Consider the following 26,686-nt stretch of genomic DNA (forward strand, 5'->3'; position numbering starts at 1 on the left):
GGCGCCCGATGCGGCGTCGGCAGACCAGCAGGCCACTCAACTGCCACGCGGGAAAAGATCTTGGTGATCGCGAGAGACGATCTTCGTCGGCGCAGCATACTCCTTGACCAGCACCTCCGTGGGTTCCCCAGTGACGGCAGCTACAAGCTCATCGATCCAGCCGGACTGCGGGCCGAACCGACGTGCGATCTCGGCACCATCGTGCGGTGCAACCCAGACTTCGGCGATGAGGTCTGGGCGCGGACTGAGCAACTGGCTTCTCGCACAGGCACGGATACCACCGCCATCTGGGAATGGGTAACCATCCATCGAGTCGTCAGCGGCGTCTACGCATGCAGTATTGGCTTTCAGTCCTTTGGCGATCTGCTGCTGGCCGAAGCGGACCGCCTCACGGCGTAGTCGCCTGTCGGGGGGACTAGCCCGCTCGCCCCGCCGGCCTCTGGGCGTGGCCACGACGGTCCGCACGACCGGCATGGAAGCAGGCTTCGTAGGCCAGGCCGCCGTCAACCCGGCGAACCTATGCGGTCACAGCACTAGCCGATCGTCCCCGCCGAGCGTTCGCACCGCTCATGTTCATACGCCAGGTCAGCATGCTCCTGCTGACCCCGTACGCAAGCATCGCCGCCTCAGGACTAAGCCGCTTCCTGGCTATGGACCAGGCCGCCTCGTTGGTGATCAAAAGACATCCCGCCAGCCAATCCGCTTCCCCTTCGACCTCACCGTCCCAGTGCCTACAACCGAGAACGTCAAGCGCCGGACCGGGTGGATGCATCAACAGGGCATGGGCGATCTCGTGATCGGCTGAGCTGTTCTGACGTCCCGGATCGTGGGAGTCGTTCACCCAGATCTCACGCCGCGGCCCTGCGTGCACAGTCAGGGCACTCAAGGATTCCCGCTCGGTCGTGAGGAGTCGCTCAATGCGAGCGTCATGCGCGATCGCCGAGCTGAAGGTCTTGATCGGGATCGCCAAGTGTTCAGCGAGTTGCGCGGGCGCGAGCGGTGCGGCGGGATGGAGTCCCAACTCCCTCCGCATCTGCACCGCCAAGCGATTGGCTTCAGCCTTGAAGCCATGACGCAACGACATAGGGAGCCCCCCTACTCCGGCTGATCGGTCACCAACTGGTTGTAGGCGACGGTGATCAGAGCTTCGAGGGCTTCCGCGGCCTCAGGAGTGAGGTTGCGATCGCCCCGCAGATGCGTAGCCACTTTGGTCAACGTGTCTTGACTGCGCGGTTCGTCGGTCCGGCGAACGAAATCATCGGCGCTCAGATTGGCCCATGTGACAAGAGCCGCGAGCCCGTCCACGTCGGGGCGCCGCCCCTGAGCCAATCTCGTCAGAGTCGAGGCGCTGACACCCGCCCGCTGGGCCACGTCCTTCCAGAGAAGGCCGCGCTCCTGACGTGTGCGATCCAGGGCTGTGTGAAACGCGACCGCGTCAAACCGTCCTGCTGCAATTCGCTCGTTCACGATCTCCTCCTCTCTCCACGCATGGTTACACATCAGGTATCGCTTGCGAAAGTCGAATCACACCCCTTACGCTTCTGATTGCAAGATCGGTACTGATGCCGATCTTGCAATCGGCTAGGCGTCAATGACGAAGGGTGGTGGCCATATGGCTACGAACACCGGCAAGGGATTCCGTCGCGGCAGCGTCTCCCGGCGGAGCCAGGTCCTCAATCCCCGGACCGCCACGTGGACAAAGCGAGGTGAGAACGGCCGCTTCATCGACGGGAAGGCAGGGGGCACGCCGTTCAAGGGTGTCCGCCGCGAGAAGTAGGAGCATCTCGCGCTGGTGGGAGGTCGAATCTCGTCTCCCACCAGCGCACAAGGAGGTATCAATGGTTAGCGAAGAGACCCTTGCGCAGCTCCTTGAGGAGGGGCGCCGCAAGATCCAGGTGACCGACAAGGAACTCGCCGAGGCCAAGCGCCGCCGCCTGCTCCTGGCCACGTCCGCACGCCGGGCCTTTTCCGGCTCCACCACCTACTACAACGGGAGCGTCGCGCACGGCGACGCCAACACCCCCCTCACCGACGTCGACCTCGGCGTCGTCCTCACCGAGAGGGACGCCGAGCCGTACGGTCCCGGCAAGAAGGGCCCCTTGGACCTCATGGAGAAGGTCCGCGAGGTGATCCACGAGGACCTCGACGACGAGTTCCACAAGCTCACCATCGAGGTCGAAGGCCGCCGCCGCGCCGTACTCGTACGCTTCGGCGACCCGGTCACACCGGGGCAGGCCGACTTCACCGCGGACGTGATGACCGCGCTCCCGCACCCCTCGGGCCGGGGGCTGTACATCCCGAACACGAAGATCGCGGACCAGTGGGACCGTGCCGACCCGATCACCCACACCCGGATGGTGCTCCAGGCCATCGAGGACACCGAGGTCGTCTTCGCGCGTACAGTCCGACTGCTGAAGCACTGGAACTGCACGCACAGCAAGCCCATGTGCTCGTGGAACATCAAGGCCCTCTGCCTCGGGTGCCTCGACAAGCCCATGCCGCTCATCAACGCGCTGCAGATCTTCTTCACCTACGCCGCGGACGAGATCGACAAGGGCCCGACGCCCGACCCGGCCGGTGTGGCCGGCCCGATCCCGCTCAACATGCCGCGCCGGGATGTGCACAAGCGGCTGCGCACCGCCAGGGAGTACATCGACCTCGCGATCGAGCACGAGAAGGCCGGGCGCCCGCTCAGTGCGCAGCACGCACTGCACCAGGTGCTCCCGGAGCTCGTGCCGGACGCGGACGGTACTCAGGAGGAGGCCGGGCGCCTTGCGCAGACGGTCCTCGCGGGCGGTACGGCAGCATCGGGATTGGGGCTCGCCACCCGGCTCGTCACTCCGACCCGGACCCGGGCCTGGGGAGACTGACCACCATGCCCCTCTGGTACGGGGTCCAGCCGGCATGGTGGGCCCCGCTCGAACGTGACGCCCGGCACCACTTCGGCGACGCACTCCAACACACTTACGACCGAGGTTCGTTGACGTACAGGATCACCGGACTCGACGTCATAGGCGAGCCCGACCCCATCGACATCCGGATCCGCTTCCACGCGGCCCCGCCCTACCCCACCTACGACCAGCGGCCCGAGGATTTCCCGCGCGTCCACGCCAAGCCGGGAGTCCTGTCAAAACACCGCTACAGAGCGGACGGCGCCCTCTGCCTCTGGTATCCGCGCGACCCGGAGGAGCGTCGGTGGACGAGTTCGAAAGGGCTGCTGGACCTCATCGAGATAGTCCGCACACACTTGTTCCTCGAACACTACTGGCGGCTCACCGGCGGTGAGCAGGGCGGCCAGTGGCTGGTGGAGGATGCTCCTCACGGCTTTCCGGGGAGTGGTGCGTGGCGGTCATCGCGGCGGCACAGGCGACGGACGGCGGCTGGACGTGGGCCCAGACCGCCGCGCTGATCGTCCCCTGCATCGCCCTCCTCGGCGCCTACCTCACGTACGCCCTCAACCAGCGGGCCGTACGCAGGGAACGCCGGGCGAAGACCTTCGCCGAAGCTCTGACTGCGGTCGAGGAGTACCTGGAGATGCCATACCGCATACGGCGACGTCCCAAGTCCTCCTCCGCCGTACGGCAGCAGCTCACCGACGAGGTCAGCGGCCTGCTGGCTCGGATGGCCTTCCACCAGGCGTGGCTCCAGATTGAGGCATCGGCCGTCGCGGAGCCCTACGCGACGCTCGTGGCCACGGCCCGAGCAGAGGCCGGCGCGCAGATGAGCCTCGCGTGGGACCAGCCGCCGATCACCACCGACAGCGGCATGAACCTCGGGGCACCGTATCCGCGTGACCGATCAACCGCTGCCCGAGCCGTGTGCGTCGAGGTGATGCGCCGTCACCTCGGCGAACAGTCGTGATCTTGGTGCCAACTATCCCTCTTTTGTGCCAACTAAAAATCCTCGTCACAGCGGGACCTCCCGGCGCGTCACAACCCCACGATCCGGTTCCACTCCTTCGCGAAGTCCACCCGTTCCTTCGAGGTGATGTCCCGAGCGATGGCCAGGTGCTTGCGCATCGTGGTGTCCGGGAAGATGAGGGGGTTCTCGGCGAGGGCGGCGGTGTCCTTGTCCTTGGAGGAGGCCAGGACGTCCTGGGCGGCCGGGACGGGACAGACGTAGTTCACCCAGGCGGCCAGCTCCGCGGCGACCCTCGGCTCGTAGTAGTAGTCGATCAGCCGCTCGGCGTTGGTCTTGTGGCGGGCCAGGTCGGGGATCATCAGGGAGTCCGACCACAGCTCCGCGCCCTCCTCGGGGACGACGAAGCGGATGTCGGGGTTGTCGGCCTGGAGCTGGATCACGTCGCCCGAGTACGCCTGACAGGCCAGGACATCGCCGCTGACCAGGTCCTTGGTGTAGTCGTTGCCGGTGAAGCGGCGGATCTGGCCGTTCTTGACGTACTTCTCGACCTCGTCGCAGACGGCGTGGAAGTCGTCGGCGGTCCACTTGGTGATGTCGACGCCGTTGCCCTGCATGAGCAGCGCGAACGCCTCGTCGAGGCCGGAGAGCAGCGTCACCCGCCCCTTGAGGTCGCTCGCCCAGAGGTCCTTCACGTGCCGGATCTCGCGGCCCACCCTGCGGCGGTCGTACGCGATGCCGGTGATGCCGGACTGCCAGGGCACCGTGTACTTACGGCCCGGGTCGAAGGCGGGCGAACGCAGCAGCGGGTCAAGGTACTTGGCCACATTCGGCTGCCGCGCGCGATCCATCTCCTGCACCCAGCCCAGCCGCACGAACCGCGCGCACATCCAGTCGCTGATGACGATCAGGTCCCGGCCGGTCTGCTGGTGGTTCATCAGGGCAGGGCTGATCTTGCCGAAGAACTCGTCGTTGTCGTTGATCTCCTCGATGTAGTCGACGGAGATCCCGGTGCGCTTCTCGAAGGCGTCCAGCGTGGGCCGCTTGCTGGAGTCGTCGTCATCGGTGTCGATGTACAGCGGCCAGTTCGACCAGGTCAGCCGGTGGTCCGAGGCGGAGAGATCGGCCCCGGCCCGCTCCCCGGGACTCACGTACGCGGCGGGCACCCCGCAGCCGGCCAGACCGCCCAGCACCGCGGTCCCGCCGAGCGCGCGCAGCAGGGTCCGGCGGGAGGGCGGGGGAGTCTTCGCTGAGAGGGCCATTCCCGAAGGATGCCGCCCCCGTCTGTGCCCGGACAATCGACGCAGCGTCGAGCGGCACCGCACAGGTCCGACACCTTGTCGATACGGCGGGTCAAGCCCGCGGCAAGGCCGGGTCCACCGGCGTGACCGCAGCCGACGCCCCCTCCCTCGTCCCCCGGCCCGGCAGACTGACCTCCACCGTCAGCCCACCCCGAGGCCGGGTCCGGGCCCATACGCGCCCCCCGTGCGCCGCGACGACGGCCGCGACGATCGACAGCCCGAGCCCCACCCCGTCCCGCTCCCGCCCCCTCCCCCGCGAACCCTGCGAGCCCTGCGAAGCCCACGAACTCTGCGCACCCCCCGGACCCCCCGGACCCCGCGAGCGGGCCCAGGCCTGCGGTGCAACCCGCTCAGGACCGAGCCGCCGGAACGGCTCGAAGAGCCCCGCCGCCTGATCCGCCGGAATCACCGGCCCACTGTTCTCGATCCGCAGCCCCGGCCGACCCGCCGCGTCCACCCCCGTCCACACGCTCACCCATCCGTCCTCCCCCGCCGGCAGGTTGTGGCGCACGGCGTTCTCGGTGAGGTTGACCACCAGCCGCTCGATCAACTGCGGATCCCCGAGCACGGGCGCCGGCTCCAGCCGCGCCTCGACCCGACAACCGTCCACGACCGGCAGCCGGTCCCTCACCATGGCCGTCAGGTCCACCGACTCCCGTCGCTCCAGCCCCCGTTGACTCCGCGCCAGCGTCAACAGCGCGTCGATCAACCGCTCCTGCTCCTGCCCCGCCGCCCGCACCCGCCGCAACGCGCCCCGCAGTTCGTCCGCCGAGGCATCGGGGTCGGCCAAGGCCACGTCCACGACGGCCTGTTGGAGCGTGAGCGGAGTACGCAGCTCGTGCGAGGCATTGGCGACGAACTGCTTCTGCGCCTCGAACGAACCCGCCAGCCTCGCCAGTACGTCGTCGAAGGTGTCCGCGACCGCCTTCAACTCGTCGTCCGGTCCCGCCACGGCGAGCCGTTCGTGCAGGTTGTCGGCCGAGATCCGCCGGGCGGTGGCGGTCATCGTCCGCAACGGCGCCAGCACCCGCCCGGCCATCACCCACCCCAGGGCGACGGAGGCCAGCGCCATCGCGGCGAGGGCGAGGGCCGCGTAGACGAGCAGGTCGTGCAGCTGGTCCTCGCGGATGATCTCGGCGAAGGCGCTGACGGTGGCGGGGGCGGTGGGCAGGGCGCCCGCCTCCGGGATGCCGGGTCCCTCGACCGAGGAGACGGTCCGGTGGACCCCCGCCGAGTGCGCGGCGAGGCCGTAGACGAAGCCCAGGAGCAGCGCGCCCGCCGCCACGAACAGGGCGCTGTAGAGCAGGGTCAGCCGCCACCGGATGCTGCGCGGGCGCCACGCGGGCACCTTCATTAGGCCGTTCCACGTGGGCACCCTCATAAGCCCGTTCCACGCGGGCACCCTCACAAGGCCCCTCCACGCGGACACCTTCGTAGAGCCGTTCACCGGATCCGGTACCCGGCCCGGTCCACCGTCTCGATCAACGGTGGCTCCCCCAGTTTCCGGCGCAGTCTGCTCACCGTCACCTTCACGGTCTGGCTGAAGGGATCGGCCGCCTCGTCCCACCCCCGCTCCAGCAACTCCTCCGTGGACACCACCGCCCCCTGCGCCCCGAGGAGCAGTTCGAGCACGGCGAACTCCTTCGGGCTGAGCGGCAGTTGGCCCCCGGCCCGGCTGGCCTCCCGCCGCGCAGGGTCCAGCCGGAGCTCTCCGCGAACCAGCACCGGCGGCAACGCCGGCTGCGCGCGGCGCGCCAACGCCCGTATCCGCGCGACGAGTTCGGAGAAGGCGAACGGCTTGGACAGATAGTCGTCGGCGCCGAGCCCCAGCCCCGCGACCCGGTCGGCCACCGTCCCGGACGCGGTGAGCATCAGCACCCGGGCCCGGCTGTCGCTCCCGGCCAGCCGTCGGCACACCTGATCGCCGTGCAGACCGGGCAGATCGCGGTCGAGCACGACGACGTCGTACCCGTTGATCCCGGCACGTTCGAGGGCGGTGTTCCCGTCAAGGGCGAGGTCGACTGCCATGCCCTCGCGGCGCAGCCCCGCGGCCACCGTCTCGGCGAGCTCTTCGTGGTCCTCGACCAGCAGCACACGCATGGCCGTCAGTGTGGCGGGCGGGGGGTTACACACGGATAAGGGAAACCGTTCCGCTGCTGTAACCGCACGGGGAGTTGCCTGAGTTCCGCACACGACAACGCCTGACCACAGGAGGAACCACATGCGCGCTCCGGCGACCCGATCGCAGAGCCTCGCCCTCGGCATCGTCGTACTGACGGCCGCCGCACTGGGTACGGTCGGGGCAACGGCCGCCCAGGCGTCCGGCACGTCGACGGCCAAGGCCCCGGGTGTGAGCGTAGGCAAGGAGAAGGGCGACGACGCCAAGCCCACCGAACCACCCCACGGCGCCCGCCTCGCGGTGAAGTACAACCCCACGGCCCAGGCCCCGGACGACCTCAACACCGCCAACGACGACTTCGCCACCTGCATGAAGGAGGAAGGCCAGTCCGTCTTCCCGGACTTCGAGGCGTCCAAGGGCGACGACGGCGGCATCCTGCTGAAGGTGAGCGTCAAGAGCCCGGACTTCGACCCGACGTCCAAGAGCTACCGCAAGGCGCTCAAGGCCTGCGGCCCGATCCTGGGGAAGGCCGGCATCACCTTCCCGGACCCGGCCGACCTGCCACCGCTGCCGACCCCGGGCAAGCCCGGCAAGCCGGGTGAAGGCCTCCCGTCACTGACCGAGAGCGGCTTCAGTGCCGCCTGACCATCGCATCAGTCACACCCAGCACGGCCAGCACAACCACCACGGCCACCGCGGAGGGGGAACGGCGCGGCCCCGGACGGGAGTTCACCGTCCGGGGCCGCGCCTCGTACCCGTACAACCGCCGGAGGCCTACGCGTCGAGCGACGTCATCACGTGCTTGATCCGCGTGTAGTCCTCGAAGCCGTAGCCCGAAAGGTCCTTGCCATAGCCGGACTTCTTGAATCCGCCGTGCGGCATCTCGGCGACCAGCGGAATGTGGGTGTTGATCCACACGCACCCGAAGTCGAGCTTCTTCGACATCCGCATGGCCCGCCCGTGGTCCTTCGTCCACACCGAGGAGGCGAGCGCGTAGTCGACGCCGTTGGCCCACTCCACCGCCTGGTCCTCGTCCGTGAAGGACTGGACGGTGATGACCGGTCCGAAGACCTCGTTCTGGATGATCTCGTCGTCCTGCTTCAGCCCGGAGACGACGGTCGGCGCGTAGAAGTAGCCGACGTCACCGACCCGGTGACCGCCCGTCTCCACCTTCGCGTGCGCGGGCAGCCGCTCGATGAACCCGGAGACCTGCTTGAGCTGGTTGGGGTTGTTGAGCGGGCCGAACAGCACGTCCTCGTCATCGGGCTGCCCGGTCTTCGTCTCGGCCGCGGCCTTGGCGAGCGCCGCCACGAACTCCTCGTGGATGCCCTCCTGCACGAGCACGCGCGTGGCCGCCGTACAGTCCTGGCCCGCGTTGAAGAAGCCCGCCACGGAGATGTCCTCGACGGCCTTGGCGATGTCGGTGTCCTCGAAGACGACGACCGGCGCCTTGCCGCCCAGCTCCAGGTGGACCCGCTTGACATCCTTGGCCGCCGACTCGGCGACCGAGATGCCGGCCCGCACGGACCCGGTGATGGAGGCCATCGCCGGAGTGGGGTGCTCGACCATCAGGCGGCCGGTGTCGCGGTCGCCGGTGACGACGTTGAAGACGCCCTTGGGCACGATCGAGCCGATGATCTCCGCGATCAGGACCGTCGACGCCGGGGTCGTGTCCGACGGCTTCAGCACGACGGTGTTGCCCGCCGCGAGCGCCGGCGCGAACTTCCACACCGCCATCATCATCGGGTAGTTCCAGGGCGCGACCTGCGCGCAGACGCCGACCGGCTCGCGGCGGATGATCGACGTCAACCCGTCCATGTACTCGCCGGCCGAGCGCCCCTCCAGCATCCGGGCCGCGCCCGCGAAGAAGCGGATCTGGTCGACCATCGGCGGGATCTCCTCGGACCGCGTGAGGCCGATCGGCTTGCCGGTGTTCTCCACCTCGGCCGCGATCAGTTCTTCGGCGCGCTCCTCGAAGGCGTCCGCGATCTTCAGCAGGGCCTTCTGCCGCTCGGCCGGGGTGGCGTCGCGCCAGGCCGGGAAGGCGGCGGCAGCGGCGGCCATCGCCGCGTCCACGTCCGCCGGTCCGGACAGCGGCGCGGTCGCGTACGCCTCGCCCGTCGCGGGGTTGACCACCTCGGTGGTCCGTCCGTCGGCGGCGTCCTTGAACTCACCGTCGATGTAGTTGCGCAGACGACGCAGCTCCGTGCTCACTGCCGGCCTCCTGTCAGGGGTCGAACCGTCCATTGACTGAGACACCCACCCTAATCCGCCGCCCCACGTTTTCAACACCCCTGGTCACCGCATTACTGCGAAATCCGTAGGTCTCCGTCACGTAAACAACGAATTTCATCGGTCCGCCCTTGCGGAACCGTTGAGACCTCGTGCACAGTGAGGTCGTGGCCAGTCGAAGCGCAGAGCACAGGGACTCCCGCGAGTCCAGGAACGGCAACAGTCCGCACCTGGACGCCGTCTCCCTCGCCATCATCGAGCAGCTCCAGGAGGACGGCCGGCGGCCGTACGCCGCGATCGGCAAGGCCGTCGGCCTGTCCGAGGCGGCCGTGCGCCAGCGCGTCCAGAAGCTGCTCGACCAGGGCGTGATGCAGATCGTCGCCGTCACGGACCCGCTCACCGTGGGCTTCCGCCGGCAGGCGATGGTGGGCGTCAACGTGGCGGGCGATGTCGAGTCCATAGCGGAAGCGCTGACCGACATGCCGGAGGTCGAGTACGTGGTGATGACCGCGGGCTCGTTCGACATCCTCGCCGAGATCGTCTGCGAGGACGACGACCACCTGCTGGACGTCATCAACAAACGCATCCGGTCACTGCCCGGCGTGCGCTCCACCGAAAGCTTCGTCTATCTGAAGCTGAAGAAGCAGACCTACATGTGGGGAACCCGATAACCGTGAGCCAGAAGGACCTCAGCAAGACCGCGTACGACCACCTGTGGATGCACTTCACCCGCATGTCCTCGTACGAGAACGCGCCCGTCCCGACCATCGTCCGGGGCGAGGGCACCTACATCTACGACGACAAGGGCAAGCGCTACCTCGACGGTCTCGCGGGCCTGTTCGTGGTCCAGGCCGGTCACGGCCGCGCCGAGCTCGCCGAGGCCGCCGCCAAGCAGGCGCAGGAACTGGCGTTCTTCCCCATCTGGTCGTACGCCCACCCGAAGGCCGTGGAGCTCGCGGAGCGCCTGGCCCACCACGCCCCCGGCGACCTGAACAAGGTCTTCTTCACCACCGGTGGCGGCGAGGCCGTGGAGACCGCCTGGAAGCTGGCGAAGCAGTACTTCAAGCTGCAGGGCAAGCCGACCAAGTACAAGGTCATCTCCCGCGCGGTCGCCTACCACGGCACCCCGCAGGGCGCCCTGTCCATCACCGGCCTGCCGGCCCTCAAGGCACCCTTCGAGCCGCTCGTGCCGGGCGCGCACAAGGTGCCGAACACCAACATCTACCGCGCCCCGCTCTTCGGCGACGACCCCGAGGCCTTCGGCCGCTGGGCCGCCGACCAGATCGAGCAGCAGATCCTGTTCGAGGGCCCGGAGACAGTCGCCGCGGTCTTCCTGGAGCCCGTGCAGAACGCCGGTGGCTGCTTCCCGCCGCCGCCCGGCTACTTCCAGCGGGTGCGGGAGATCTGCGACCAGTACGACGTGCTGCTGGTGTCGGACGAGGTCATCTGCGCCTTCGGCCGCCTGGGCACGATGTTCGCCTGCGACAAGTTCGACTACGTGCCGGACATGATCACCTGCGCCAAGGGCATGACCTCGGGCTACTCCCCGATCGGCGCGTGCATCATCTCCGACCGCCTGGCCGAGCCGTTCTACAAGGGCGACAACACCTTCCTGCACGGCTACACCTTCGGCGGCCACCCGGTCTCCGCGGCGGTCGGCCTCGCCAACCTCGACATCTTCGAGCGCGAGGGCCTCAACCAGCACGTCCTCGACAACGAGGCCAACTTCCTGCAGACCCTGCAGAAGCTGCACGACCTCCCGATCGTCGGCGACGTCCGCGGCAACGGCTTCTTCTACGGCATCGAGCTGGTCAAGGACAAGACCACCAAGGAGACCTTCACGGACGAGGAGTCGGAGCGCGTGCTCTACGGCTTCGTCTCCAAGAAGCTCTTCGAGTACGGCCTCTACTGCCGCGCCGACGACCGCGGTGACCCGGTCATCCAGCTGTCGCCGCCGCTGATCTCCGACCAGTCGACCTTCGACGAGATCGAGGGAATCGTCCGCCAGGTCCTGACGGAGGCGTGGACCAAGCTCTAGCCTCCGGCGGTTCAACGGTTTATACGGCCCGGGGTGCACCCGTACGAGTGAGAAGGGTGCACCCCGGGCCGCGTGCTGTCCGGGGTCGTGCCTCCGGCTCCCTAGCGTGCCTGGTAACCGATCGGTCCTGTCCTCGTTCCCCCACACGGGGGATGCGATACGGGAAATACGGATCTGAACGAGGTGTACGCGGATGGTGGCCCCGCCGGACAACGACGTGCTCTGGGCACGCGCCCTGCACTTCCAGCACAAGGACGGCTCGCCCGCGCTCAGCGGTGTCTCGATCGGCGTCCAGCAGGGCGAGATCCTCGCCGTCAGCGGCCCCCGGGGCAGTGGCAAGACGACGCTGCTGCGTTGTCTGTCCGGGCTGGTGCCCGCCCAGCGCGGCGAGGTGTGGTTCAACAGCGTGCCAGTGCACACCATGGGCCCGATGACCCGCGAACGGCTGCGCCGCGACCGCTTCGGCTGGATCGACCCGGCGCCCCTGCTCGTGCCCGAGCTGAACGTCTGGGAGAACGCCGCCCTCCCCCTGATGCTGCGCGGCACCAGCCGCCGGCGCGCCAAGGTCGCCGCCCTGGAGTGGCTGGAGCGCCTGGACATCGGCGACCGGGCCCGCAAACGCCCGCACGAACTCCTCCAGTCGGAACGCCAGCGCGTGGCCATCGCCCGCGCGCTCGCCCCGGCCCCCACGGTCCTGTTCGCGGACGAGCCGACGGCCCCGCTGCACCGCGCCGACCGCGCCCAGGTGCTGCGCACGCTCACCACGGCGGCCCGTTCGCACGGCATCACGGTCGTGCTGGCCACCCACGACGCGGACACGGCGGCCCTGGCGGACCGCACGATCACCCTGCTGGACGGACGGCGCGTGAACACCGTCCACCTGCCCCCAGTCACCGAGGCGGAAGGCCGGCCCGAGTGCTCGCTCTCCGCCTGAGCCGCGGCGCCCACCCGGCCGTACAACTGCGCCGCCTGCTGGTCGCGTTGGCCTCGGCGGGCACCGGCTTCCTGCTCCTGTGCACCCTCGGCTACGCGATGAGCCACCCCGGCGACCCCGGCGCCTCGCTGCTGCGGCTGGCCTGGTGTCTGACCCCGCTCGCGGCCACCGTCCACTTCGCCGTGGCGGTGGCCCGCACCGACCCCGGCACCAGGCCCCGCCCCGGCCTAGCGGCGATCGGCCTGGGCCCGGGCCGCCTGATGGCCGTCTCGGCCCTCACCACGGCCCTGTCCTGCCTCCTCGGCTCGATGCTGGCCCTCCTCTTCTTCCTCCACCTCCGCGGCGACCTCACGGGCATGCCGTTCGACGGCGCGGCGTCCCAATTCCTCGCGGCGGACAGCCCATTGCCCCTGCCCGCGGCCCTGACCCTCCTGACGCTGGTCCCGGCGATCGCGTCGGCGACGGTCGCACTGGTGCTGCGCCCACGGGACGCACGGCCCGCACAGACACGCGGAACGACCCGCGCATACGGCCGCTTCGGAGCGTACGACCGCTCCGGAACACGCGAGACGTTCGGAACATACGGCCGCTTCGGCTCCCGCCTACGGGCACAGGCGCAGCCTGCGGACAGTCGTGCGGCCGGGGCGGCGCCCGGCCCACAGGGAGGCGGCACCCCGCAAGCGCGGGCGGGCGAGGGAAACGCCCCTGCGGAAGCCGAGGCCGACCGCACCACCGAACCGCCGGCCCCCGCACCCGCCTCCTCCGACCTCGCCGCGCCGCGCACCGCCCCCGCCGGCCTCCCCTGGGGCATCGCCATCCTCGCCGCCGGCCTGGCTGTGGAGGCGTACGCGAGCCGCGCCACCCCCACCCCCCGCCTGTCCCTCCCCGGCGGCGTCACCACCGGCACCCCCGCCATCCTCACCGGCTTCGCCCTCGCCGCCCTGGGCCTCGCCCTGGCCGCCCCCGGCCTCACCCACCTCTGCGGACGCCTCCTCCAGTCCGCCCGCCCCGGCGCCCTACGCCTGCTCGCCGGTCGGGTCCTCATGGAGGAGTCCACCCGCATCGGCCGCCCCCTGGGCATCGTCTGCGCGGTGGCGGCCGGCGCGTACGCCATGACCGCGCTCTACGACACCAACGGCCCCGACTTCGGCCCGCTGACCACCCTCGGCACCCTCCTGGTCACCGGCTGCACCGTGGCGACCTTGCTCACCGCGGCCGTCGAGGCGAAGCACGCTCGCGCCGAGACCACCGCCGCGCTCGTCCGTCTCGGCGCCCCCGCCACGATGCTGCGCAGCGCCGCCGCGATCCGGGCCGGCGCCCTGCTGACGCTGTTCGTCCCGCTGACCCTGGTCGTGGCCGAACTCGCGGCCCTGCCGCTGACCCGCTGACCCGCTGACCCGCCAAAAAATCTCCGGGCACCGATGAGTTGTGCGCAGGCCCCCGGTCTACCCCACAGAACGACACACACTCGACGGGAGCCTTCCAGCCATGTACCAGCAGATGATCTTCGTGAACCTGCCCGTGAACGACCTCGACGCGTCGAAGAAGTTCTACACGGAGCTCGGCTACACGCTCAACGCGCAGTTCAGCGACGAGAAGGCGGCCTCCGTCGTGATCAGCGACACCATCTTCGCGATGCTGCTCACCAAGCCGTTCTACGCCACCTTCACCGACAAGGAGATCGTGGACGCGACGAAGGCCAGCCAGGTGCTGCTGTGTCTGAGCGCCGAAAGCCGCGAGAAGGTCGACGAACTGGTGGAGAAGGCGGTCGCGGCGGGCGGTACCGCCAACGACGACGTCCAGGACCAGGGCTTCATGTACGGCCGTTCCTTCAACGACCTCGACGGCCACGGCTGGGAGGTCATGTGGATGGATCCGGCGGTGGTCCAGAGCTGACCCCCGAGGTCTCTAGCATGGGCGCGTGCAGACGAGCCCGGCCCATGCGGCCCCCCACGACGAACGCGAGATCGAGACGGTCGAGGACTTCGACGCGGCCGTCTCAGCTCGCGGCACCCTCGCCGGACACCGCGTCCAGGCCGTCGATCTGACGGACCGTACGCGGGAGTTGCTCACCACGGACACCGCGGGCGCCGTCTTCCTGGGCTGCCCGATGCGCGAGGAGGCCGCCGCGAAGGTCCGCGCCGACGGCGCCCTGGTCTTCCCGCCGGTCCCGAACCTGCCCTTCGACCCCTACCGCGGCCGCCTCTACACGCCCGACGAGCTGTTCGCCTCGCTCGACAAGGGGTACGAGCGGACCCCGGACGCGCTCGCGTACGCCTGGTTCCAGCGGACCAAGGCCGACGGCGACATATACGCGTCCATGCTGCGCGCCGTCCACGACGACTCGGTCTCCGACGCCCTCGACGAACTCCTGCGCGGGACGCGGGTGGTGGGCGTGATGGGTGGCCACGCGATGGCGCGCGGGACGGACGCGTACGCCGGTGCCGCGCGCCTCGGCCGTGAGCTGAGCCGCGCCGGCCTCACCGTGGCGACCGGCGGCGGGCCCGGCGCGATGGAGGCGGCGAACCTGGGCGCCTACGCGGCGCCCTACGAGGACGCCGTGCTGGACGAGGCGTGCGAACTGCTGGCCGCCTCCCCGTCGTTCAGCCCCTCGATCACCGACTGGGCCCGGCGCGCCTTCGAGGTGCGCACCCGCTGGCCCAAGGGCAACCACTCGATCGGCATCCCGACGTGGTTCTACGGCCACGAGCCGCCGAACCCGTTCGCCTCGCACATCGCCAAGTACTTCGCGAACGCCACCCGCGAGGACGGCCTGCTGGCCCGCTCCAACGCGGGCGTGATCTTCCTGCCGGGCGCCGCCGGGACCGTACAGGAGATTTTCGACAGCGCGACGCCCAACTACTACGAGTCACGCGGTGAACCGACCCCCATGGTGCTGGTCGATCGGGCGCACTGGACCGAGCGGTTGCCGGCGTGGCCCCTCTTGCGGGCGCTCGCCCGGGAACGGTCGATGGAGTCCCGTATCGCCCTCGTTGACCGGATCGAGGAGGCTCCGGAGGCCTTGAAACGTCTCGCAGGTTAATAAGAAGGCAAAGCCAACGCACCAAGTGTGCATATGCATTGACACTCCTTATGGAACGCTTATAGACCTGTGAGTCCCCTGGGGAACGTGAAGTCTCGTCGCCACGTCGCCCCGGTTCTCTTTCAAGCCCCCCGCAGTTGCTCATCCGTGAAGGGCAAACGTGTCCATATCTCGCCGCACCGCACGCCGTTCAGCGCGCGTCCTGGGCGTTGCCGCCGCCACCACCGCTCTCGCGCTGGGTGTTGCCGGCAACGCGCTCGCCTGCAACATCAGTGAGTTCTCCGCCGAAGCCAAGTGCGACGGCAGCAAGGGCGTCATCACCGTCACCGACAAGGACGCCTCCGGTACCCCCGCGACCATCACCGTGTTCCTCGAGAACAACGGCGCCGACTCCAAGCAGGTCGGGGAGCAGGACGTCGTCGGTTCCCGTGAAGGTGTCACCATCACCTTCAACGAGGACTGGTCGCCGAACGCGGAGTACCGCATCCACGTCACGGCCGGGAAGGACAAGGAACACCCGATCGTCGACAAGGACATCGCGGACAACCTGAAGACCCCGTCCGCCGGTTGCTCGAAGGACGAGACCACCCCGCCGGCCACCACGCCGCCGCCGTCGGAGGAGACCACTCCCCCGGCCGAGGAGTCCGAGAGCCCGACCCCGTCGCCGTCGGAGAGCACCACCACTCCCGCCGACACGTCGAGCAACGCGCCGTCCCCGGCGGCCGGTGACTCCAACCTCGCCGAGACCGGTGCCAACTCCAACACCCCGATGATCGCCGGTGTCGCCGGTGCCCTCGTCGTCGTCGGTGGCGGAGCCGTCTTCTTCGGCATGCGCCGTCGTGGGGCCAACAGCGGTCGCTGACGCCTCCCGTAGGTCACGCGTGTGGCCCGTCCCCGGAACACCGAGGGGGCGGGCCACAGGCATGTCACCGTGCCCGCGGCATGCCACCGCGCCTGAGGCGCGTCCCGGCATCCGAGGCGGGCCGCCGGCTCAGAACGTCGCCCGCTCCAGCCAGAACTCCAGCAGCTCGCGCTCGCCGAGCACCTCCAACTCCGGGCTGTCCAGCGGCAGCCGACGGTAGAAGCCGAGGAGCACGGAGGTGAGCGGCCCGCGCAGGGCGACGGTCGCGCGCTCGTGGCCGCGCCGCCAGGACACCCCGTCCTCGGTGAGCTCGACCAGCCACTCGGCGTCGAGTTCGGGGGCGGTGTCGGTGGCGTGCAGGTGGAGACTGCGGCGGCCCGGTCCGCGCAACTCCTCGGCCGCCGGGTGCGGTCGCGTGCGCTGGATGTACGTCACGATCTCCAGCCACTCGTCGATCGCGTCGGCGGCCACCTCCGGCGCGACCTCGTAGGGCAGCCCGGCGGCGAGCGTGGCGTCGACGCGGTGGACGGTGATCTCGTGGGTCATCCGGCGGGCCCAGAAGCCCGCGTCGAGCGCTCCGGCCCATCCCCAGACCTTCGTGTCCGGCCCGGCCTCCCGCAGCGTGCCCACGACCAGCTCACCGGTCTCGGCGAGCCACGCGTCCAGCGCGGCGGCGTCCCCGCGCGCCTCGGGGCCGCCGATCCCGGGCACCCGCTCGCCGGGGACGGGCTCCTGGGCCCGCGTACGCACCATGTGCTCCGTCCAGCGCAGGGCGACGCCCACATGCTGTACGAGCTGTTCCAGCGACCAGTCGGGGCAGGTGGGTACGGTAGCGGCCAGGTCGGCGCCGGATGTCACCACGGCTCTCAACCCGGCCACCTGGTGGGCGATCTCGGCGCAGTAGCGGTCATGTGCGAGCAGCGTCATGCCCCGCACCCTACGGATGCGGCGATCAGCCGAGTACGACGATTTCGGCCGGGTCGAACTCCACCCCGACCGCGTCCCCCACCTCCGGCGCCTCCCGCAGCGCGCACGCCGCCTCCAGCCGGGGCGCGTCCGCCGGCTGAAGGTGCACGGCGACATGGGTGCCCTTGAAGGTGCGCGCGGTCACCGTGCAGCGCAGCCCCTCGTCGGCGGGCAACAGGCGTACGCCGGCGGGCCGTACGAGGAGCGTGCGCGACCCCTGTCGGGCGCCGTCGGGAACGGGGAGCTTCCCCCAGGGCGTGACCGCGAACTGCCCGGCGACCGTGCCCTCGACCACGTTGTCGAAGCCGAGGAAGCGGGCCACGAACTCGTCCACCGGCCGCTGCCACACCTCAAGGGGCGTACCGGACTGCGCGATCCGCCCGTCCCGCATCACCACGACCCGGTCGGCGAGCGCGAAGGCCTCGCCCTGGTCGTGGGTCACGGCGAGCACGGTGGTGCCCAACCGGCCGAACAGCTCCCGGAGTTCGACCACCAACCGCTCCCGCAGGGACCGGTCGAGCTGTCCGAGCGGCTCGTCCAGCATCAGCAGCCGTGGCCGGGGCGCCAGCGCACGGGCGAGCGCAACACGCTGCTGCTCGCCGCCGGAGAGCGAGCCAACGGCCCGACGCCCGGCGCCCGGCAGTCCGACGAGGTCGAGCAACTCCCGTACCCGTTCCGCCTGTTCGCTCTTCGAGGCGCCGTGCATCCGCAGCCCGAAGGCCACGTTGCCGCCCACGTCCCGCTGCGGGAACAGCTGGTGGTCCTGGAACATCAGGCCCACGCCCCGCCGGTGCGCCGGCACCCCCGCCTGGTCGTGCCCGTCGAGCAACACCCGTCCGGCGGTGAGGGGTTGCAGGCCCGCCACCGCCCGCAGCAGCGTCGACTTGCCGCTGCCGCTGGGCCCGAGCACGCACACGATCTCGTGCTCGGCGACATCGAGGCCGACGGCGTCGAGCACGGCCCGCTCACCGAACCGCACGGTCGCGTCCTCAAGGCTCAGCAGCATGCTGGGCCTCAGCGGCATGTTCGGCGTCAGCGGAATGTTCGGCCGAATGTCCGACGGCATCTAGAACTCCCCCGTCCGGTCCGTGCGGAGCCGCTCAAGGATCAGCAGCGCCACCGCGCACACCACCATCAGAATCGTCGAAAGGGCCATCGCCTGGCCGTAGTTGAGGTCGCCGGGCCGTCCGAGCAGCCGCGCCACCGCGACCGGCAGCGTGGGGTTGTCGGGCCGCGCGATGAACACCGTCGCCCCGAACTCGCCCAGCGACACCGCGAACGCGAACCCGGCCGCGACCAGCAACGCCCGCCGCACCAGCGGCAGATCGACCTCGCGCCACACCCGCCACGGCGAGGCCCCGAGCACCGCCGCCGCCTCCCGCAGGCGCCCGTCCACGGCCCGCAGCACGGGCAGCATGGTCCGTACGACGAAGGGCACGCCCACCAGTGCCTGGGCCAGCGGCACCAGGACCCAGCTGCTCCGGAGGTCCAACGGCGGCTCGTCCAGGGCGATCAGGAAGCCGAACCCGACGGTCACCGCGGACACCCCGAGCGGCAGCATCAGCAGCGCGTCGAAGCCCCGCACCAGCCGGCCGGCGTCCCGCCGGGCGAGGGCCGCGGCGGCGAGACCTCCGATCAGTACAGCGATCCCGGTCGCTGCGAGGGCGTATCCGAGGGAGTTGCCGACCGCCTCGATCGGCGGGACGAGGAAGGTCCCGCCGTCGTCGGAGGTGAGGGCCCGGTAGTAGCCGAAGTCCGGGGCGTCCAGGGAGCGTTGCACCAGCACGGCCAGCGGCAGCACGAGGAGGACCAGGACGGTGGCGAGGACACCGGCCAGCAGCGCCCACTGCCGGGCCCCGCGCGGCCGGTGCGCCGTCACGGACGCGTCCACCAGCCGCAGCGCGGTCTCCCGCCGCCGTACGGTCCAGGCATGCACGGCGAGGATCGCGCCGACCGCGACGAACTGCACGATCGTGAGGACGGCGGCCGTGGAGAGGTCGAAGATCTCGGAGGTCTGCCGGTAGATCTCCACCTCCAGGGTGGAGAAGGTCGGTCCGCCGAGGATCTGCACCACCCCAAAGGAGGTGAAGGTGAACAGGAAGACCATCAGCGCGGCGGCGGCCACCGCGGGCGCCAGCGCGGGCAGCACGACCTTGCGCCAGGCCCGCAGCGGCGAGGCGCCGAGCATCCGGGCGGCCTCCTCCTGCCGCGGGTCCAGCTGCGCCCACAACCCGCCCACGGTCCGTACGACGACCGCGTAGTTGAAGAAGACGTGCGCGAGCAGGATGGCCCAGACGGTCGTGTCCAGGCGTACGCCCCACAGCTCGTCGAGGAGTCCGCCGCGCCCGACCAGCGCCAGGAACGCCGTGCCGACGACGACCGTCGGCAGCACGAAGGGGACGGTGACGACCGCGCGCAGGACGTGTTTGCCGGGGAAGTCGTAGCGGGCGAACACGTGAGCGCCGGGCAGCGCGATCGCCAGCGTGAGCGCGGTGGAGGCGAGCGCCTGCCAGGTGGTGAACCACAGCACGTGCCGGATGTCGGACTGCCCGAGGACGTCGACGATCCGGCCGAACTGCCATACCCCGTCGACCTTGAGGCCGCGCGCGACGATCGCGGCGACCGGCCAGGCGAAGAAGACGCCGAAGAACGCGACGGGCAGGGCCATGAGCCCGAGCCGCGCCGCGTTCCCCGTACGGCCCGCGCGAACCGCGGGGCCGGCTACTTCAGTACGAGTGACGTCCACGACTTGACCCACTGGTCGCGGTCGGCGGCGATCTTGTCGGGGGCCACGGTCTCGGGATCCTTCGCGGCAGGCCCGTACTCGGTGAACTCGGCGGGCACGGCCGCCCCCTTGAGCACCGGGTAGACGAACATGTTCAGCGGCATGTCCTCCTGGAACTCCCTGGAGACCAGGAAGTCGATGAGCGCCTTGCCGCCCGCGGTGTTCTTCGCGTTGCTGAGCAGGCCCGCGAACTCGATCTGCCGGAAGCAGGTGCCCGTCGCGACCCCGGTCGGCGCGGTCGTCGGCTTGGGGTCGGCGTAGATGACCTCGGCGGGCGGCGAGGAGGCGTACGACACGACGAGCGGCCGGTCGGCCTTGGCCTTCTTGCCGCCGGCGGAACCGGAGAACTCCTCGTTGTAGGCCTGCTCCCAGCCGTCGACGACCTTGACGCCGTTCGCCTTGAGCTTCTTCCAGTAGCCCTCCCACCCGTCGTCGCCGTACTTGGCGGCCGTGCCGAGCAGGAAGCCGAGGCCGGGCGAGGAGGTGGCCGCGTTCTCGGTGACGAGGAGGTTCTTGTAGGCGGGCTTGATCAGATCGTCGTAGGACGTGGGCGGGGCCAGCTTGTGGTCGGCGAAGTACTTCTTGTCGTAGTTGACGCAGATGTCGCCGTAGTCGATGGGCGTCACCCGGTGCTTGCCGGCGTCGAGTTGGTACGCGCTGTCGACCTGGCCGAGCCCCTTGGCCTCGTACGGCTGGAACAGCCCGTTGTCCAGCGCTCGGGACAGCAGGGTGTTGTCGACGCCGAAGAAGACGTCGCCCTGGGGGTTGTCCTTGGTGAGGATGGCCTTGTTGACGGCCTGTCCGGCGTCGCCGTCCTTGAGGACCCGCACCTTGTACCCGGACTTCGTCTCGAAGTCCTGGAGCACGCTCTTGGAGACGGCCCACGAGTCGTGGCTGACGAGCGTGACGGTCTTGGAGCCGGCGGACGAGCCGCTGCCGCCGTCGGACGATCCGCACGCGCAGAGCGTGACGAGACCGAGGCAGACGACGGCAGCCCAGTACTTCTTGCTGTTCACAGTGATGACCGAACTTCCTACCCAGAATGACCTGGGCGAGGTTCAGAGGGTCTGCGGCCCGGTTGCCGCACTCTCAGCGCTGTCGCGCTCCCCTGTCGGATATGAAGATGTCGCATATGAAGATGTACGTACGGAGTAAAGATTACCGCTCGGTGGCCGCCAGCTGGCCACAGGCCCCGTCGATCTCCTGACCACGGGTGTCCCGGACGGTGACCGGCACCCCGTGCGCCGCGATGGCCTCGACGAACGCCTTCTCGTCCTCGGGCCGGGACGCGGTCCACTTCGAGCCCGGGGTCGGGTTCAGCGGGATCAGGTTGACGTGCACGGGCTTGCCCCGCAGCAGCCGGCCCAGCCGGTCCCCGCGCCAGGCCTGGTCGTTGATGTCCCTGATGAGCGCGTACTCGATGGACAGCCGGCGCCCGCTCTTCTGCACGTACTCGAACCCGGCGTCGAGGACCTCGCGCACCTTCCACCGCGTGTTCACGGGGACGAGGGTGTCGCGCAGTTCGTCGTCGGGCGCGTGCAGCGAGATCGCGAGCCGGCACTTGAAGCTCTCGTCGGCGAACCGGTGGATGGCGGGCACAAGCCCGACCGTCGACACGGTGATCCCGCGCTGCGACAGCCCGAGCCCGTCGGGGGCGGGATCGGTGAGCGCGCGGATGGACTGCACGACCCGCTTGTAGTTGGCGAGCGGCTCGCCCATCCCCATGAAGACGATGTTGGACAGCCGCGCCGGCCCGCCGGGCACCTCTCCGTCCCGCAGCGCCCGCATCCCGTCCACGATCTGGTGGACGATCTCGGCACTGGACAGATTCCGGTCGAGCCCCGCCTGCCCGGTGGCACAGAACGGACAGTTCATCCCGCAGCCGGCCTGCGAGCTGATGCACATGGTCACCCGGTCCGGGTACCGCATCAGCACCGACTCGACGAGCGTCCCGTCGAACAGCCGCCACAGCGTCTTGCGGGTGGTGCCCTCGTCCGTCGACAGATGCCGCACGACCGTCATCAGCTCGGGCAGCAGCGCGTCCCGCAGCTTCTCCCGCGAGCCGGCCGGGATGTCGGTCCACTCCGCCGGGTCGTGCGCGTACCGCGCGAAGTAGTGCTGCGAGAGCTGCTTGGCACGGAACGGCTTCTCCCCGACCTCGGCCACGGCGTCCTTGCGCTCGGCGGGAGTGAGATCGGCGAGATGCCGCGGCGGCTTCTTGGCTCCGCGCGGGGCTACGAAAGTGAGTTCTCCGGGTGCAGGCATAACCCATCCAGTGTCGCAGATCCCCCGGTGTAGCCCGCTCCACTGTGGATACGGGTGCCTACGTCATCGTCCCGGCACCCCTCCCCCCGGAATCGTGGAGCCCACAGAGCAGCACCCGAGCCTTCCACGAGGGGACCGTCCATGGCCGCCGACCTCCGCCGCCGACGCCGTATCACCACCATCGCCTCCGCCGTGGCAGCCGTCGCCCTGACCGTCGGGCTCGCCACCGGGTGCGACCCCGACGACCCGGATGCCCTCGGCGACTCGCTGGACTGCGCACGGACCTACGACGACTTCGTCGACGGCCTCAGGGCGATCCACGAGACGCCCGACTCCCAGCAGCTCGACGAGATCGAGGTAAGGACCGACGACAGCGAGGTCGGCAAGGCCGTGCGCGACCTGAACAAGGCGATCGCGGACTACAACAAGGCCGTGCTGCACGGCGAGCACCCCGACTCCGACGCGATCGACAAGGCGGCCGACGAGTTCAAGGACGTCTGCTCGTAGAACCCCCGTAGAACACACGGGAGCCCCCGCCCGACGAGCAGGCGGGGGCTCCGGCGGTTCGATCCGTCAGCCGGACCCCACGAACAGCACCAGCAGCAGCCACACCACCGGAGCCGTCGGCAGGAGCGAGTCCAGGCGGTCCATGATGCCGCCGTGGCCCGGCAGCAGCGTGCCCATGTCCTTGATGCCGAGGTCCCGCTTGATCATCGACTCGCCGAGGTCGCCCAGCGTGGCGGTGGCCGCGACCGCGAGGCCCAGCAGCAGGCCCTGCCACCAGGTGCCGTCGTCGATCAGGAACTGCATGAGCAGCGCCCCCGCCACCATGGCGAAGGTCACCGCGCCGAACAGCCCCTCGCGGGTCTTGCCGGGGCTGATGCGCGGCGCGAGCTTGTGCCGGCCGAACCGCCAGCCGACGGCGTACGCGCCCGTGTCGCTCACCACGGTCAGCACCAGGAACGTCAGGACGCGCCAGGCCCCGTCGTCGGCCATCAGCATCATCGCGACGAACGTGGCCAGGAACGGCACGTAGAAGGCCGCGAAGATGCCCGCCGTGACGTCCTTGAGGTAGCCCTCCGGCGGCTCCGTCATACGCCATACGAGGACGGCGAGCGATGTGAGCGCCATGGCGACCCAGGCGCCCTCGGCGCCCCGGACATACCCGGCGACGACCATCGCCGCGCCGCCGAGCGCCAGCGGGACCAGGGGCGCCTTGATGCCCTTGCGCTCCTGGAGCCGACTGGTCAGCTCCCACAGGCCGACGACGACGGCGACCGCTATCACCCCGACGAAGGCGGCCTTGACGACGAACAGGGACGCGACGATCACGGCACCGAGCCCGACGCCGACTCCTATGGCCGCACCCAGGTCGCGTCCCGCGCTCTTCTTCTGCGGGCGGGGCGCCGGCTGCGGGGCGTCGGACATGGGCTCCGGATTCTGCGGCGCGGCGTAGGGCTGCGCCTGCGGCGATTCGTCGCGGAACAAGGGACCGCCCGTGTGAGCGGCCCCCCGGTCGTCATCCTGGTCTCCGCCGTACGCGGGTCCGTCGGGCACGATGGGCATGGGGCGAGTCTGCTGCGCCTTGGGCGCATCGTAGGCGGGACCCGCCGGGGCAGCCCCCTGGACAGGCCCCTGGTCGGACGGCCCCCAGTACCCGGTCTGCGGCGGCGCCCCCCAGGAAGAGTCGTTCATCAGACCTCGAGCAGCTCCGCTTCCTTGTGCTTCAGGAGCTCGTCCACCTGGGCGACGTACTTGTGCGTGGTGTCGTCGAGCTCCTTCTCCGCACGGCGGCCCTCGTCCTCACCGATCTCGCCGTCCTTGATCAGCTTGTCGATGGTGTCCTTGGCCTTGCGGCGCACCGAGCGGATCGAGATCTTGGAGTCCTCGGCCTTGGTGCGGGCGACCTTGATGTAGTCCTTGCGGCGCTCCTCGGTCAGCTCGGGGAACACCACCCGGATGATATTGCCGTCGTTGCTCGGGTTGACGCCCAGGTCCGAGTCGCGGATCGCCTGCTCGATGTTGCGCATGGCGGTCTTGTCGAACGGGGTCACCACGGCCATGCGCGGCTCCGGCACGGAGAACGAAGCCAGCTGGTTGATCGGCGTCGGCGCACCGTAGTAGTCGGCCACGATCTTGTTGAACATCGCCGGGTGCGCTCGACCGGTACGGATCGCGGCGAAGTCCTCCTTGGCGACCACGACGGCCTTCTCCATCTTCTCCTCGGCCTCGAGGAGGGTCTCTTCGATCACCACTTGCTCCTGCGTGTCTTGAGTGAGGCCCGGCTGCGGTTCCTTGTTGGGGCGGCGGCCGGCTGCGTCGCGTCTTCTTTCTGCACGGTTCCCGACCGGCAGGACATTGTCCATCCCCCGGTCAGGGTCCGTGGGTGGTGTTGCCCGTCAGTCCCGGCCGCCCTGTTCACCCACCAGGGTGCCGATCTTCTCACCCTTGACGGCGCGGGCGATATTGCCCTCGGCCAGAAGCTCGAAGACCAGGATCGGAAGCTTGTTGTCGCGGCACAGCGTGATCGCGGTCATGTCGGCGACCTTGAGGTCGCGGGTGATGACCTCGCCGTAGCTGAGGGAGTCGAACCTGACGGCCTCGGGGTTGGCCTTCGGGTCGGAGTCGTAGACCCCGTCCACGCCGTTCTTGCCCATCAGCAGCGCCTCGGCGTCGATCTCCAGGGCGCGCTGGGCGGCGGTGGTGTCGGTGGAGAAGTACGGCATGCCCATACCGGCGCCGAAGATGACCACGCGGCCCTTCTCCAGGTGACGCACGGCGCGCAGCGGGATGTAGGGCTCGGCGACCTGGCCCATGGTGATGGCGGTCTGCACCCGGCTGTCGATGCCCTCCTTCTCCAGGAAGTCCTGGAGGGCGAGGCAGTTCATGACCGTGCCGAGCATGCCCATGTAGTCGGAGCGGGCCCGGTCCATGCCGCGCTGCTGGAGTTCGGCACCGCGGAAGAAGTTGCCGCCGCCGATGACGACGGCGACCTGGGCGCCGTCCCGCACGACGGCCGCGATCTCACGCGCGATCTTGTGCACGACGTCGGGGTCGACACCCAGGCCCCCGCCGCCGGAGAAGGCTTCTCCGGACAGCTTCAACATGAACCGGCCGCGTACTTTGCCGTCGTCGCTCTTCTGGGGCTTGGTGGTCATGGGAGATCCCGCCTCTTTCACGTCGTGCGCATACAAAGAAGGCCACTGCCGGTGGGGTGTCGATCGCATCCCATGCTCGGCAATGGCCTCCTCGTCAGATCTGCTGTCGTCCGTCACGCGCGCGCGTGACGGCGTACCGGACGACTGCGTCCGACCCTATCGGGGCCGGGCGCCGATCGCGGCACGGACTCAGATGCCGACCTTGATGCGCGTGAAGCGCTTCAGGGTGACACCGGCCTCGTCCAAGACCTTCTGGACGGACTTCTTGGGGTCGAGCGCGTACGGCTGACCGAGCAGCGTGGCGTCCTTGAAGAAGCCGTTGACGCGACCCTCGACGATCTTGGCGATCGCGGCCTCGGGCTTGCCCTCGGCGCGGGTGGTCTCCTCGGCGACGCGGCGCTCGGTCTCGACGACCTCGGCCGGCACGTCCTCCTTGGCCAGGTACTTCGGCGCGAAGGCGGCGATGTGCTGGGCGATGCCGCGGGCGACCTCGGCGTTCGGCTTGTCGAACTCGACGAGGACACCGATCTGCGGGGGCAGGTCGGGCATCGTGCGGTGCATGTACGCGGTCACGAAGCCGTCGGCGAAGGCCGCGAAGCGGTCCAGGACGATCTTCTCGCCGAGGTTGGCGTTGGCCTCGTCCACGAACGCCTGGACGGTCTTGCCGGCCTCGATCTCGGAGGCGAGCAGGGTGGCCAGGTCGGCCGGAGCGGTCGCGGCGACGTGCTCGGCGATCTGGTTGGCGACGACCTGGAACTTCTCGCTCTTGGCGACGAAGTCCGTCTCGCACTTCAGCTCGACCAGCACGCCGGAGGAGTTGTCGTCGGCGATGACGGAGACCACGGCGCCGTTCTCGGCGGAGCGGCCCTCGCGCTTGGCGACGCCCTTCTGGCCCTTGATCCGGAGCGCCTCGACGGCCTTCTCGACGTTGCCGTCGGCCTCGTCCAGCGCCTTCTTGCAGTCCATCATGCCGGCGCCGGTGAGCTCACGAAGCTTCTTGACGTCGGCGGCGGTGTAGTTCGCCATGAGTCGTTAAGTCTTTCTCGAAGTCGGAAGATCTGCCCGATCCACGATCTACACGGAGATGTAGATCGCGAACCTATGGGTGAACGGCGGGGGCGTCAC

At 69.6% G+C, this 26,686-nt stretch carries 28 protein-coding genes and 1 riboswitch; of the genes, 13 read left to right on the plus strand and 15 right to left on the minus strand.

Going from position 1 to position 26,686, the window contains the following annotated elements:
• Positions 1–60 precede the first annotated feature (60 nt).
• Entirely contained in the window at positions 61–399 is a 339-nt protein-coding gene (locus ACIQI8_RS17645) for a hypothetical protein (protein WP_402350881.1), read from the plus strand.
• Between the two features lie 118 nt (positions 400–517).
• Here ACIQI8_RS17645 and ACIQI8_RS17650 read toward each other — a convergent pair whose 3' ends face one another.
• Together ACIQI8_RS17650 and ACIQI8_RS17655 are read right to left on the minus strand one after the other, a co-directional pair.
• Positions 518–1,084 (minus strand): ImmA/IrrE family metallo-endopeptidase, encoded by a 567-nt coding sequence (locus ACIQI8_RS17650; RefSeq protein ID WP_402350884.1) that lies wholly within the window; start codon positions 1,082–1,084, stop codon positions 518–520.
• An 11-nt stretch (positions 1,085–1,095) separates the two neighbouring features.
• Positions 1,096–1,467 carry a helix-turn-helix domain-containing protein gene (locus tag ACIQI8_RS17655; protein ID WP_402350887.1) on the minus strand — a complete coding sequence of 124 codons (372 nt, stop codon included), beginning with the start codon at positions 1,465–1,467 and terminating at the stop codon, positions 1,096–1,098.
• Between the two features lie 145 nt (positions 1,468–1,612).
• On the opposite strand from ACIQI8_RS17655, the gene ACIQI8_RS17660 reads away from it, so the two are divergent.
• The 3 genes from ACIQI8_RS17660 to ACIQI8_RS17670 all read left to right on the plus strand — a co-directional run bounded on the left by ACIQI8_RS17660 (position 1,613) and on the right by ACIQI8_RS17670 (position 3,861).
• Positions 1,613–1,777: a hypothetical protein gene (locus tag ACIQI8_RS17660; RefSeq protein WP_402350891.1), complete on the plus strand. Its 165-nt coding sequence runs from the start codon at positions 1,613–1,615 to the stop codon at positions 1,775–1,777.
• A 61-nt stretch (positions 1,778–1,838) separates the two neighbouring features.
• Entirely contained in the window at positions 1,839–2,870 is a 1,032-nt protein-coding gene (locus ACIQI8_RS17665) for a hypothetical protein (protein ID WP_402350894.1), read from the plus strand.
• A 472-nt stretch (positions 2,871–3,342) separates the two neighbouring features.
• Positions 3,343–3,861, plus strand: coding sequence for a hypothetical protein (locus tag ACIQI8_RS17670; RefSeq protein WP_402350897.1), 519 nt, complete (start codon positions 3,343–3,345; stop codon positions 3,859–3,861).
• A 68-nt stretch (positions 3,862–3,929) separates the two neighbouring features.
• Here ACIQI8_RS17670 and ACIQI8_RS17675 read toward each other — a convergent pair whose 3' ends face one another.
• The 3 genes from ACIQI8_RS17675 to ACIQI8_RS17685 all read right to left on the minus strand — a co-directional run bounded on the left by ACIQI8_RS17675 (position 3,930) and on the right by ACIQI8_RS17685 (position 7,259).
• Complete coding sequence (locus ACIQI8_RS17675) at positions 3,930–5,120, minus strand: spermidine/putrescine ABC transporter substrate-binding protein (RefSeq protein ID WP_402350900.1); 1,191 nt, start codon at positions 5,118–5,120, stop codon at positions 3,930–3,932.
• A 91-nt stretch (positions 5,121–5,211) separates the two neighbouring features.
• Complete coding sequence (locus tag ACIQI8_RS17680; protein ID WP_402350903.1) at positions 5,212–6,513, minus strand: sensor histidine kinase; 1,302 nt, start codon at positions 6,511–6,513, stop codon at positions 5,212–5,214.
• Between the two features lie 89 nt (positions 6,514–6,602).
• A complete protein-coding gene (locus ACIQI8_RS17685; protein ID WP_402350906.1) occupies positions 6,603–7,259 on the minus strand; it encodes a response regulator transcription factor in 657 nt (218 codons plus the stop codon).
• 121 nt (positions 7,260–7,380) lie between these two features.
• On the opposite strand from ACIQI8_RS17685, the gene ACIQI8_RS17690 reads away from it, so the two are divergent.
• The gene (locus ACIQI8_RS17690; RefSeq protein ID WP_402350908.1) at positions 7,381–7,923 is read left to right on the plus strand and encodes a hypothetical protein; all 543 of its coding nucleotides are present in this window, start codon (positions 7,381–7,383) and stop codon (positions 7,921–7,923) included.
• Between the two features lie 129 nt (positions 7,924–8,052).
• Here the strand turns inward: ACIQI8_RS17690 and ACIQI8_RS17695 are convergent, their stop codons facing one another.
• Positions 8,053–9,492 (minus strand): gamma-aminobutyraldehyde dehydrogenase, encoded by a 1,440-nt coding sequence (locus tag ACIQI8_RS17695; protein WP_402350911.1) that lies wholly within the window; start codon positions 9,490–9,492, stop codon positions 8,053–8,055.
• 170 nt (positions 9,493–9,662) lie between these two features.
• Between ACIQI8_RS17695 and ACIQI8_RS17700 the strand changes: the two genes are divergently transcribed.
• The 7 genes from ACIQI8_RS17700 to ACIQI8_RS17730 all read left to right on the plus strand — a co-directional run bounded on the left by ACIQI8_RS17700 (position 9,663) and on the right by ACIQI8_RS17730 (position 16,387).
• On the plus strand, positions 9,663–10,181 hold the full coding sequence (locus ACIQI8_RS17700; RefSeq protein ID WP_402350914.1) for an Lrp/AsnC family transcriptional regulator: 519 nt from the start codon (positions 9,663–9,665) through the stop codon (positions 10,179–10,181).
• On the plus strand, positions 10,166–11,548 hold the full coding sequence (locus ACIQI8_RS17705) for an aspartate aminotransferase family protein (protein ID WP_402350916.1): 1,383 nt from the start codon (positions 10,166–10,168) through the stop codon (positions 11,546–11,548). The genes ACIQI8_RS17700 and ACIQI8_RS17705 overlap by 16 nt, the downstream gene beginning before the upstream one ends.
• 193 nt (positions 11,549–11,741) lie before the next feature.
• The gene (locus ACIQI8_RS17710) at positions 11,742–12,482 is read left to right on the plus strand and encodes an ABC transporter ATP-binding protein (protein ID WP_402350919.1); all 741 of its coding nucleotides are present in this window, start codon (positions 11,742–11,744) and stop codon (positions 12,480–12,482) included.
• Positions 12,464–13,870 carry a hypothetical protein gene (locus tag ACIQI8_RS17715; RefSeq protein WP_402350922.1) on the plus strand — a complete coding sequence of 469 codons (1,407 nt, stop codon included), beginning with the start codon at positions 12,464–12,466 and terminating at the stop codon, positions 13,868–13,870. The genes ACIQI8_RS17710 and ACIQI8_RS17715 overlap by 19 nt, the downstream gene beginning before the upstream one ends.
• A 100-nt stretch (positions 13,871–13,970) precedes the next feature.
• Entirely contained in the window at positions 13,971–14,378 is a 408-nt protein-coding gene (locus tag ACIQI8_RS17720; protein ID WP_402350925.1) for a VOC family protein, read from the plus strand.
• Positions 14,379–14,403: 25 nt separating this feature from the next.
• Positions 14,404–15,525, plus strand: a complete 1,122-nt coding sequence (locus ACIQI8_RS17725) for an LOG family protein (protein ID WP_402350927.1) — start codon at positions 14,404–14,406, stop codon at positions 15,523–15,525.
• A gap of 160 nt (positions 15,526–15,685) precedes the next feature.
• Complete coding sequence (locus ACIQI8_RS17730) at positions 15,686–16,387, plus strand: LAETG motif-containing sortase-dependent surface protein (RefSeq protein ID WP_402350930.1); 702 nt, start codon at positions 15,686–15,688, stop codon at positions 16,385–16,387.
• A 129-nt stretch (positions 16,388–16,516) separates the two neighbouring features.
• Here ACIQI8_RS17730 and ACIQI8_RS17735 read toward each other — a convergent pair whose 3' ends face one another.
• From ACIQI8_RS17735 to rlmN, 5 genes are all read right to left on the minus strand, one after another.
• On the minus strand, positions 16,517–17,314 hold the full coding sequence (locus tag ACIQI8_RS17735) for a maleylpyruvate isomerase family mycothiol-dependent enzyme (RefSeq protein WP_402350934.1): 798 nt from the start codon (positions 17,312–17,314) through the stop codon (positions 16,517–16,519).
• Between the two features lie 25 nt (positions 17,315–17,339).
• Positions 17,340–18,359 carry an ABC transporter ATP-binding protein gene (locus ACIQI8_RS17740; RefSeq protein ID WP_402353966.1) on the minus strand — a complete coding sequence of 340 codons (1,020 nt, stop codon included), beginning with the start codon at positions 18,357–18,359 and terminating at the stop codon, positions 17,340–17,342.
• Between the two features lie 60 nt (positions 18,360–18,419).
• A complete protein-coding gene (locus tag ACIQI8_RS17745) occupies positions 18,420–20,021 on the minus strand; it encodes an ABC transporter permease (protein WP_402350936.1) in 1,602 nt (533 codons plus the stop codon).
• Positions 20,022–20,074: 53 nt separating this feature from the next.
• Positions 20,075–21,154 carry a thiamine ABC transporter substrate binding subunit gene (locus ACIQI8_RS17750; RefSeq protein WP_402350939.1) on the minus strand — a complete coding sequence of 360 codons (1,080 nt, stop codon included), beginning with the start codon at positions 21,152–21,154 and terminating at the stop codon, positions 20,075–20,077.
• Positions 21,151–21,258, minus strand: a riboswitch (TPP riboswitch). (Overlaps the previous gene by 4 nt.)
• Before the next feature lie 38 nt (positions 21,259–21,296).
• Positions 21,297–22,403: a 23S rRNA (adenine(2503)-C(2))-methyltransferase RlmN gene (rlmN, locus tag ACIQI8_RS17755; RefSeq protein WP_402350942.1), complete on the minus strand. Its 1,107-nt coding sequence runs from the start codon at positions 22,401–22,403 to the stop codon at positions 21,297–21,299.
• A gap of 141 nt (positions 22,404–22,544) precedes the next feature.
• On the opposite strand from rlmN, the gene ACIQI8_RS17760 reads away from it, so the two are divergent.
• Positions 22,545–22,910 carry a hypothetical protein gene (locus tag ACIQI8_RS17760; RefSeq protein WP_402350945.1) on the plus strand — a complete coding sequence of 122 codons (366 nt, stop codon included), beginning with the start codon at positions 22,545–22,547 and terminating at the stop codon, positions 22,908–22,910.
• Between the two features lie 66 nt (positions 22,911–22,976).
• Here the strand turns inward: ACIQI8_RS17760 and ACIQI8_RS17765 are convergent, their stop codons facing one another.
• The 4 genes from ACIQI8_RS17765 to tsf all read right to left on the minus strand — a co-directional run bounded on the left by ACIQI8_RS17765 (position 22,977) and on the right by tsf (position 26,587).
• Complete coding sequence (locus ACIQI8_RS17765; RefSeq protein ID WP_402350947.1) at positions 22,977–24,098, minus strand: phosphatidate cytidylyltransferase; 1,122 nt, start codon at positions 24,096–24,098, stop codon at positions 22,977–22,979.
• Entirely contained in the window at positions 24,098–24,655 is a 558-nt protein-coding gene (gene frr, locus ACIQI8_RS17770; protein ID WP_280880122.1) for a ribosome recycling factor, read from the minus strand. The genes ACIQI8_RS17765 and frr overlap by 1 nt, the downstream gene beginning before the upstream one ends.
• A 147-nt stretch (positions 24,656–24,802) precedes the next feature.
• The gene (gene pyrH / locus ACIQI8_RS17775; RefSeq protein ID WP_280880123.1) at positions 24,803–25,561 is read right to left on the minus strand and encodes a UMP kinase; all 759 of its coding nucleotides are present in this window, start codon (positions 25,559–25,561) and stop codon (positions 24,803–24,805) included.
• Between the two features lie 189 nt (positions 25,562–25,750).
• A complete protein-coding gene (gene tsf, locus ACIQI8_RS17780) occupies positions 25,751–26,587 on the minus strand; it encodes a translation elongation factor Ts (protein WP_402350951.1) in 837 nt (278 codons plus the stop codon).
• Positions 26,588–26,686 lie beyond the last annotated feature (99 nt).

It is taken from the genome of Streptomyces sp. NPDC092369 (genome assembly GCF_044755245.1).
In the GTDB taxonomy this organism is placed as follows: Bacteria; Actinomycetota; Actinomycetes; order Streptomycetales; family Streptomycetaceae; genus Streptomyces.

Coding starts and splice junctions, on each gene's coding strand:
- ACIQI8_RS17735 (WP_402350934.1), bottom strand. CDS start 17,314: ATGACGCTGCTCGCACATGACCGCTACTGCGCCGAGATCGCCCACCAG.
- ACIQI8_RS17685 (WP_402350906.1), bottom strand. CDS start 7,259: ATGCGTGTGCTGCTGGTCGAGGACCACGAAGAGCTCGCCGAGACGGTG.
- ACIQI8_RS17765 (WP_402350947.1), bottom strand. CDS start 24,098: ATGAACGACTCTTCCTGGGGGGCGCCGCCGCAGACCGGGTACTGGGGG.
- ACIQI8_RS17650 (WP_402350884.1), bottom strand. CDS start 1,084: ATGTCGTTGCGTCATGGCTTCAAGGCTGAAGCCAATCGCTTGGCGGTG.
- ACIQI8_RS17665 (WP_402350894.1), top strand. CDS start 1,839: ATGGTTAGCGAAGAGACCCTTGCGCAGCTCCTTGAGGAGGGGCGCCGC.
- tsf (WP_402350951.1), bottom strand. CDS start 26,587: ATGGCGAACTACACCGCCGCCGACGTCAAGAAGCTTCGTGAGCTCACC.
- ACIQI8_RS17745 (WP_402350936.1), bottom strand. CDS start 20,021: ATGGCCCTGCCCGTCGCGTTCTTCGGCGTCTTCTTCGCCTGGCCGGTC.
- ACIQI8_RS17660 (WP_402350891.1), top strand. CDS start 1,613: ATGGCTACGAACACCGGCAAGGGATTCCGTCGCGGCAGCGTCTCCCGG.
- rlmN (WP_402350942.1), bottom strand. CDS start 22,403: ATGCCTGCACCCGGAGAACTCACTTTCGTAGCCCCGCGCGGAGCCAAG.
- ACIQI8_RS17675 (WP_402350900.1), bottom strand. CDS start 5,120: ATGGCCCTCTCAGCGAAGACTCCCCCGCCCTCCCGCCGGACCCTGCTG.
- pyrH (WP_280880123.1), bottom strand. CDS start 25,561: ATGACCACCAAGCCCCAGAAGAGCGACGACGGCAAAGTACGCGGCCGG.
- ACIQI8_RS17740 (WP_402353966.1), bottom strand. CDS start 18,359: ATGCTGCTGAGCCTTGAGGACGCGACCGTGCGGTTCGGTGAGCGGGCC.
- ACIQI8_RS17710 (WP_402350919.1), top strand. CDS start 11,742: ATGGTGGCCCCGCCGGACAACGACGTGCTCTGGGCACGCGCCCTGCAC.
- ACIQI8_RS17760 (WP_402350945.1), top strand. CDS start 22,545: ATGGCCGCCGACCTCCGCCGCCGACGCCGTATCACCACCATCGCCTCC.
- ACIQI8_RS17690 (WP_402350908.1), top strand. CDS start 7,381: ATGCGCGCTCCGGCGACCCGATCGCAGAGCCTCGCCCTCGGCATCGTC.
- ACIQI8_RS17720 (WP_402350925.1), top strand. CDS start 13,971: ATGTACCAGCAGATGATCTTCGTGAACCTGCCCGTGAACGACCTCGAC.
- ACIQI8_RS17680 (WP_402350903.1), bottom strand. CDS start 6,513: ATGAAGGTGCCCGCGTGGCGCCCGCGCAGCATCCGGTGGCGGCTGACC.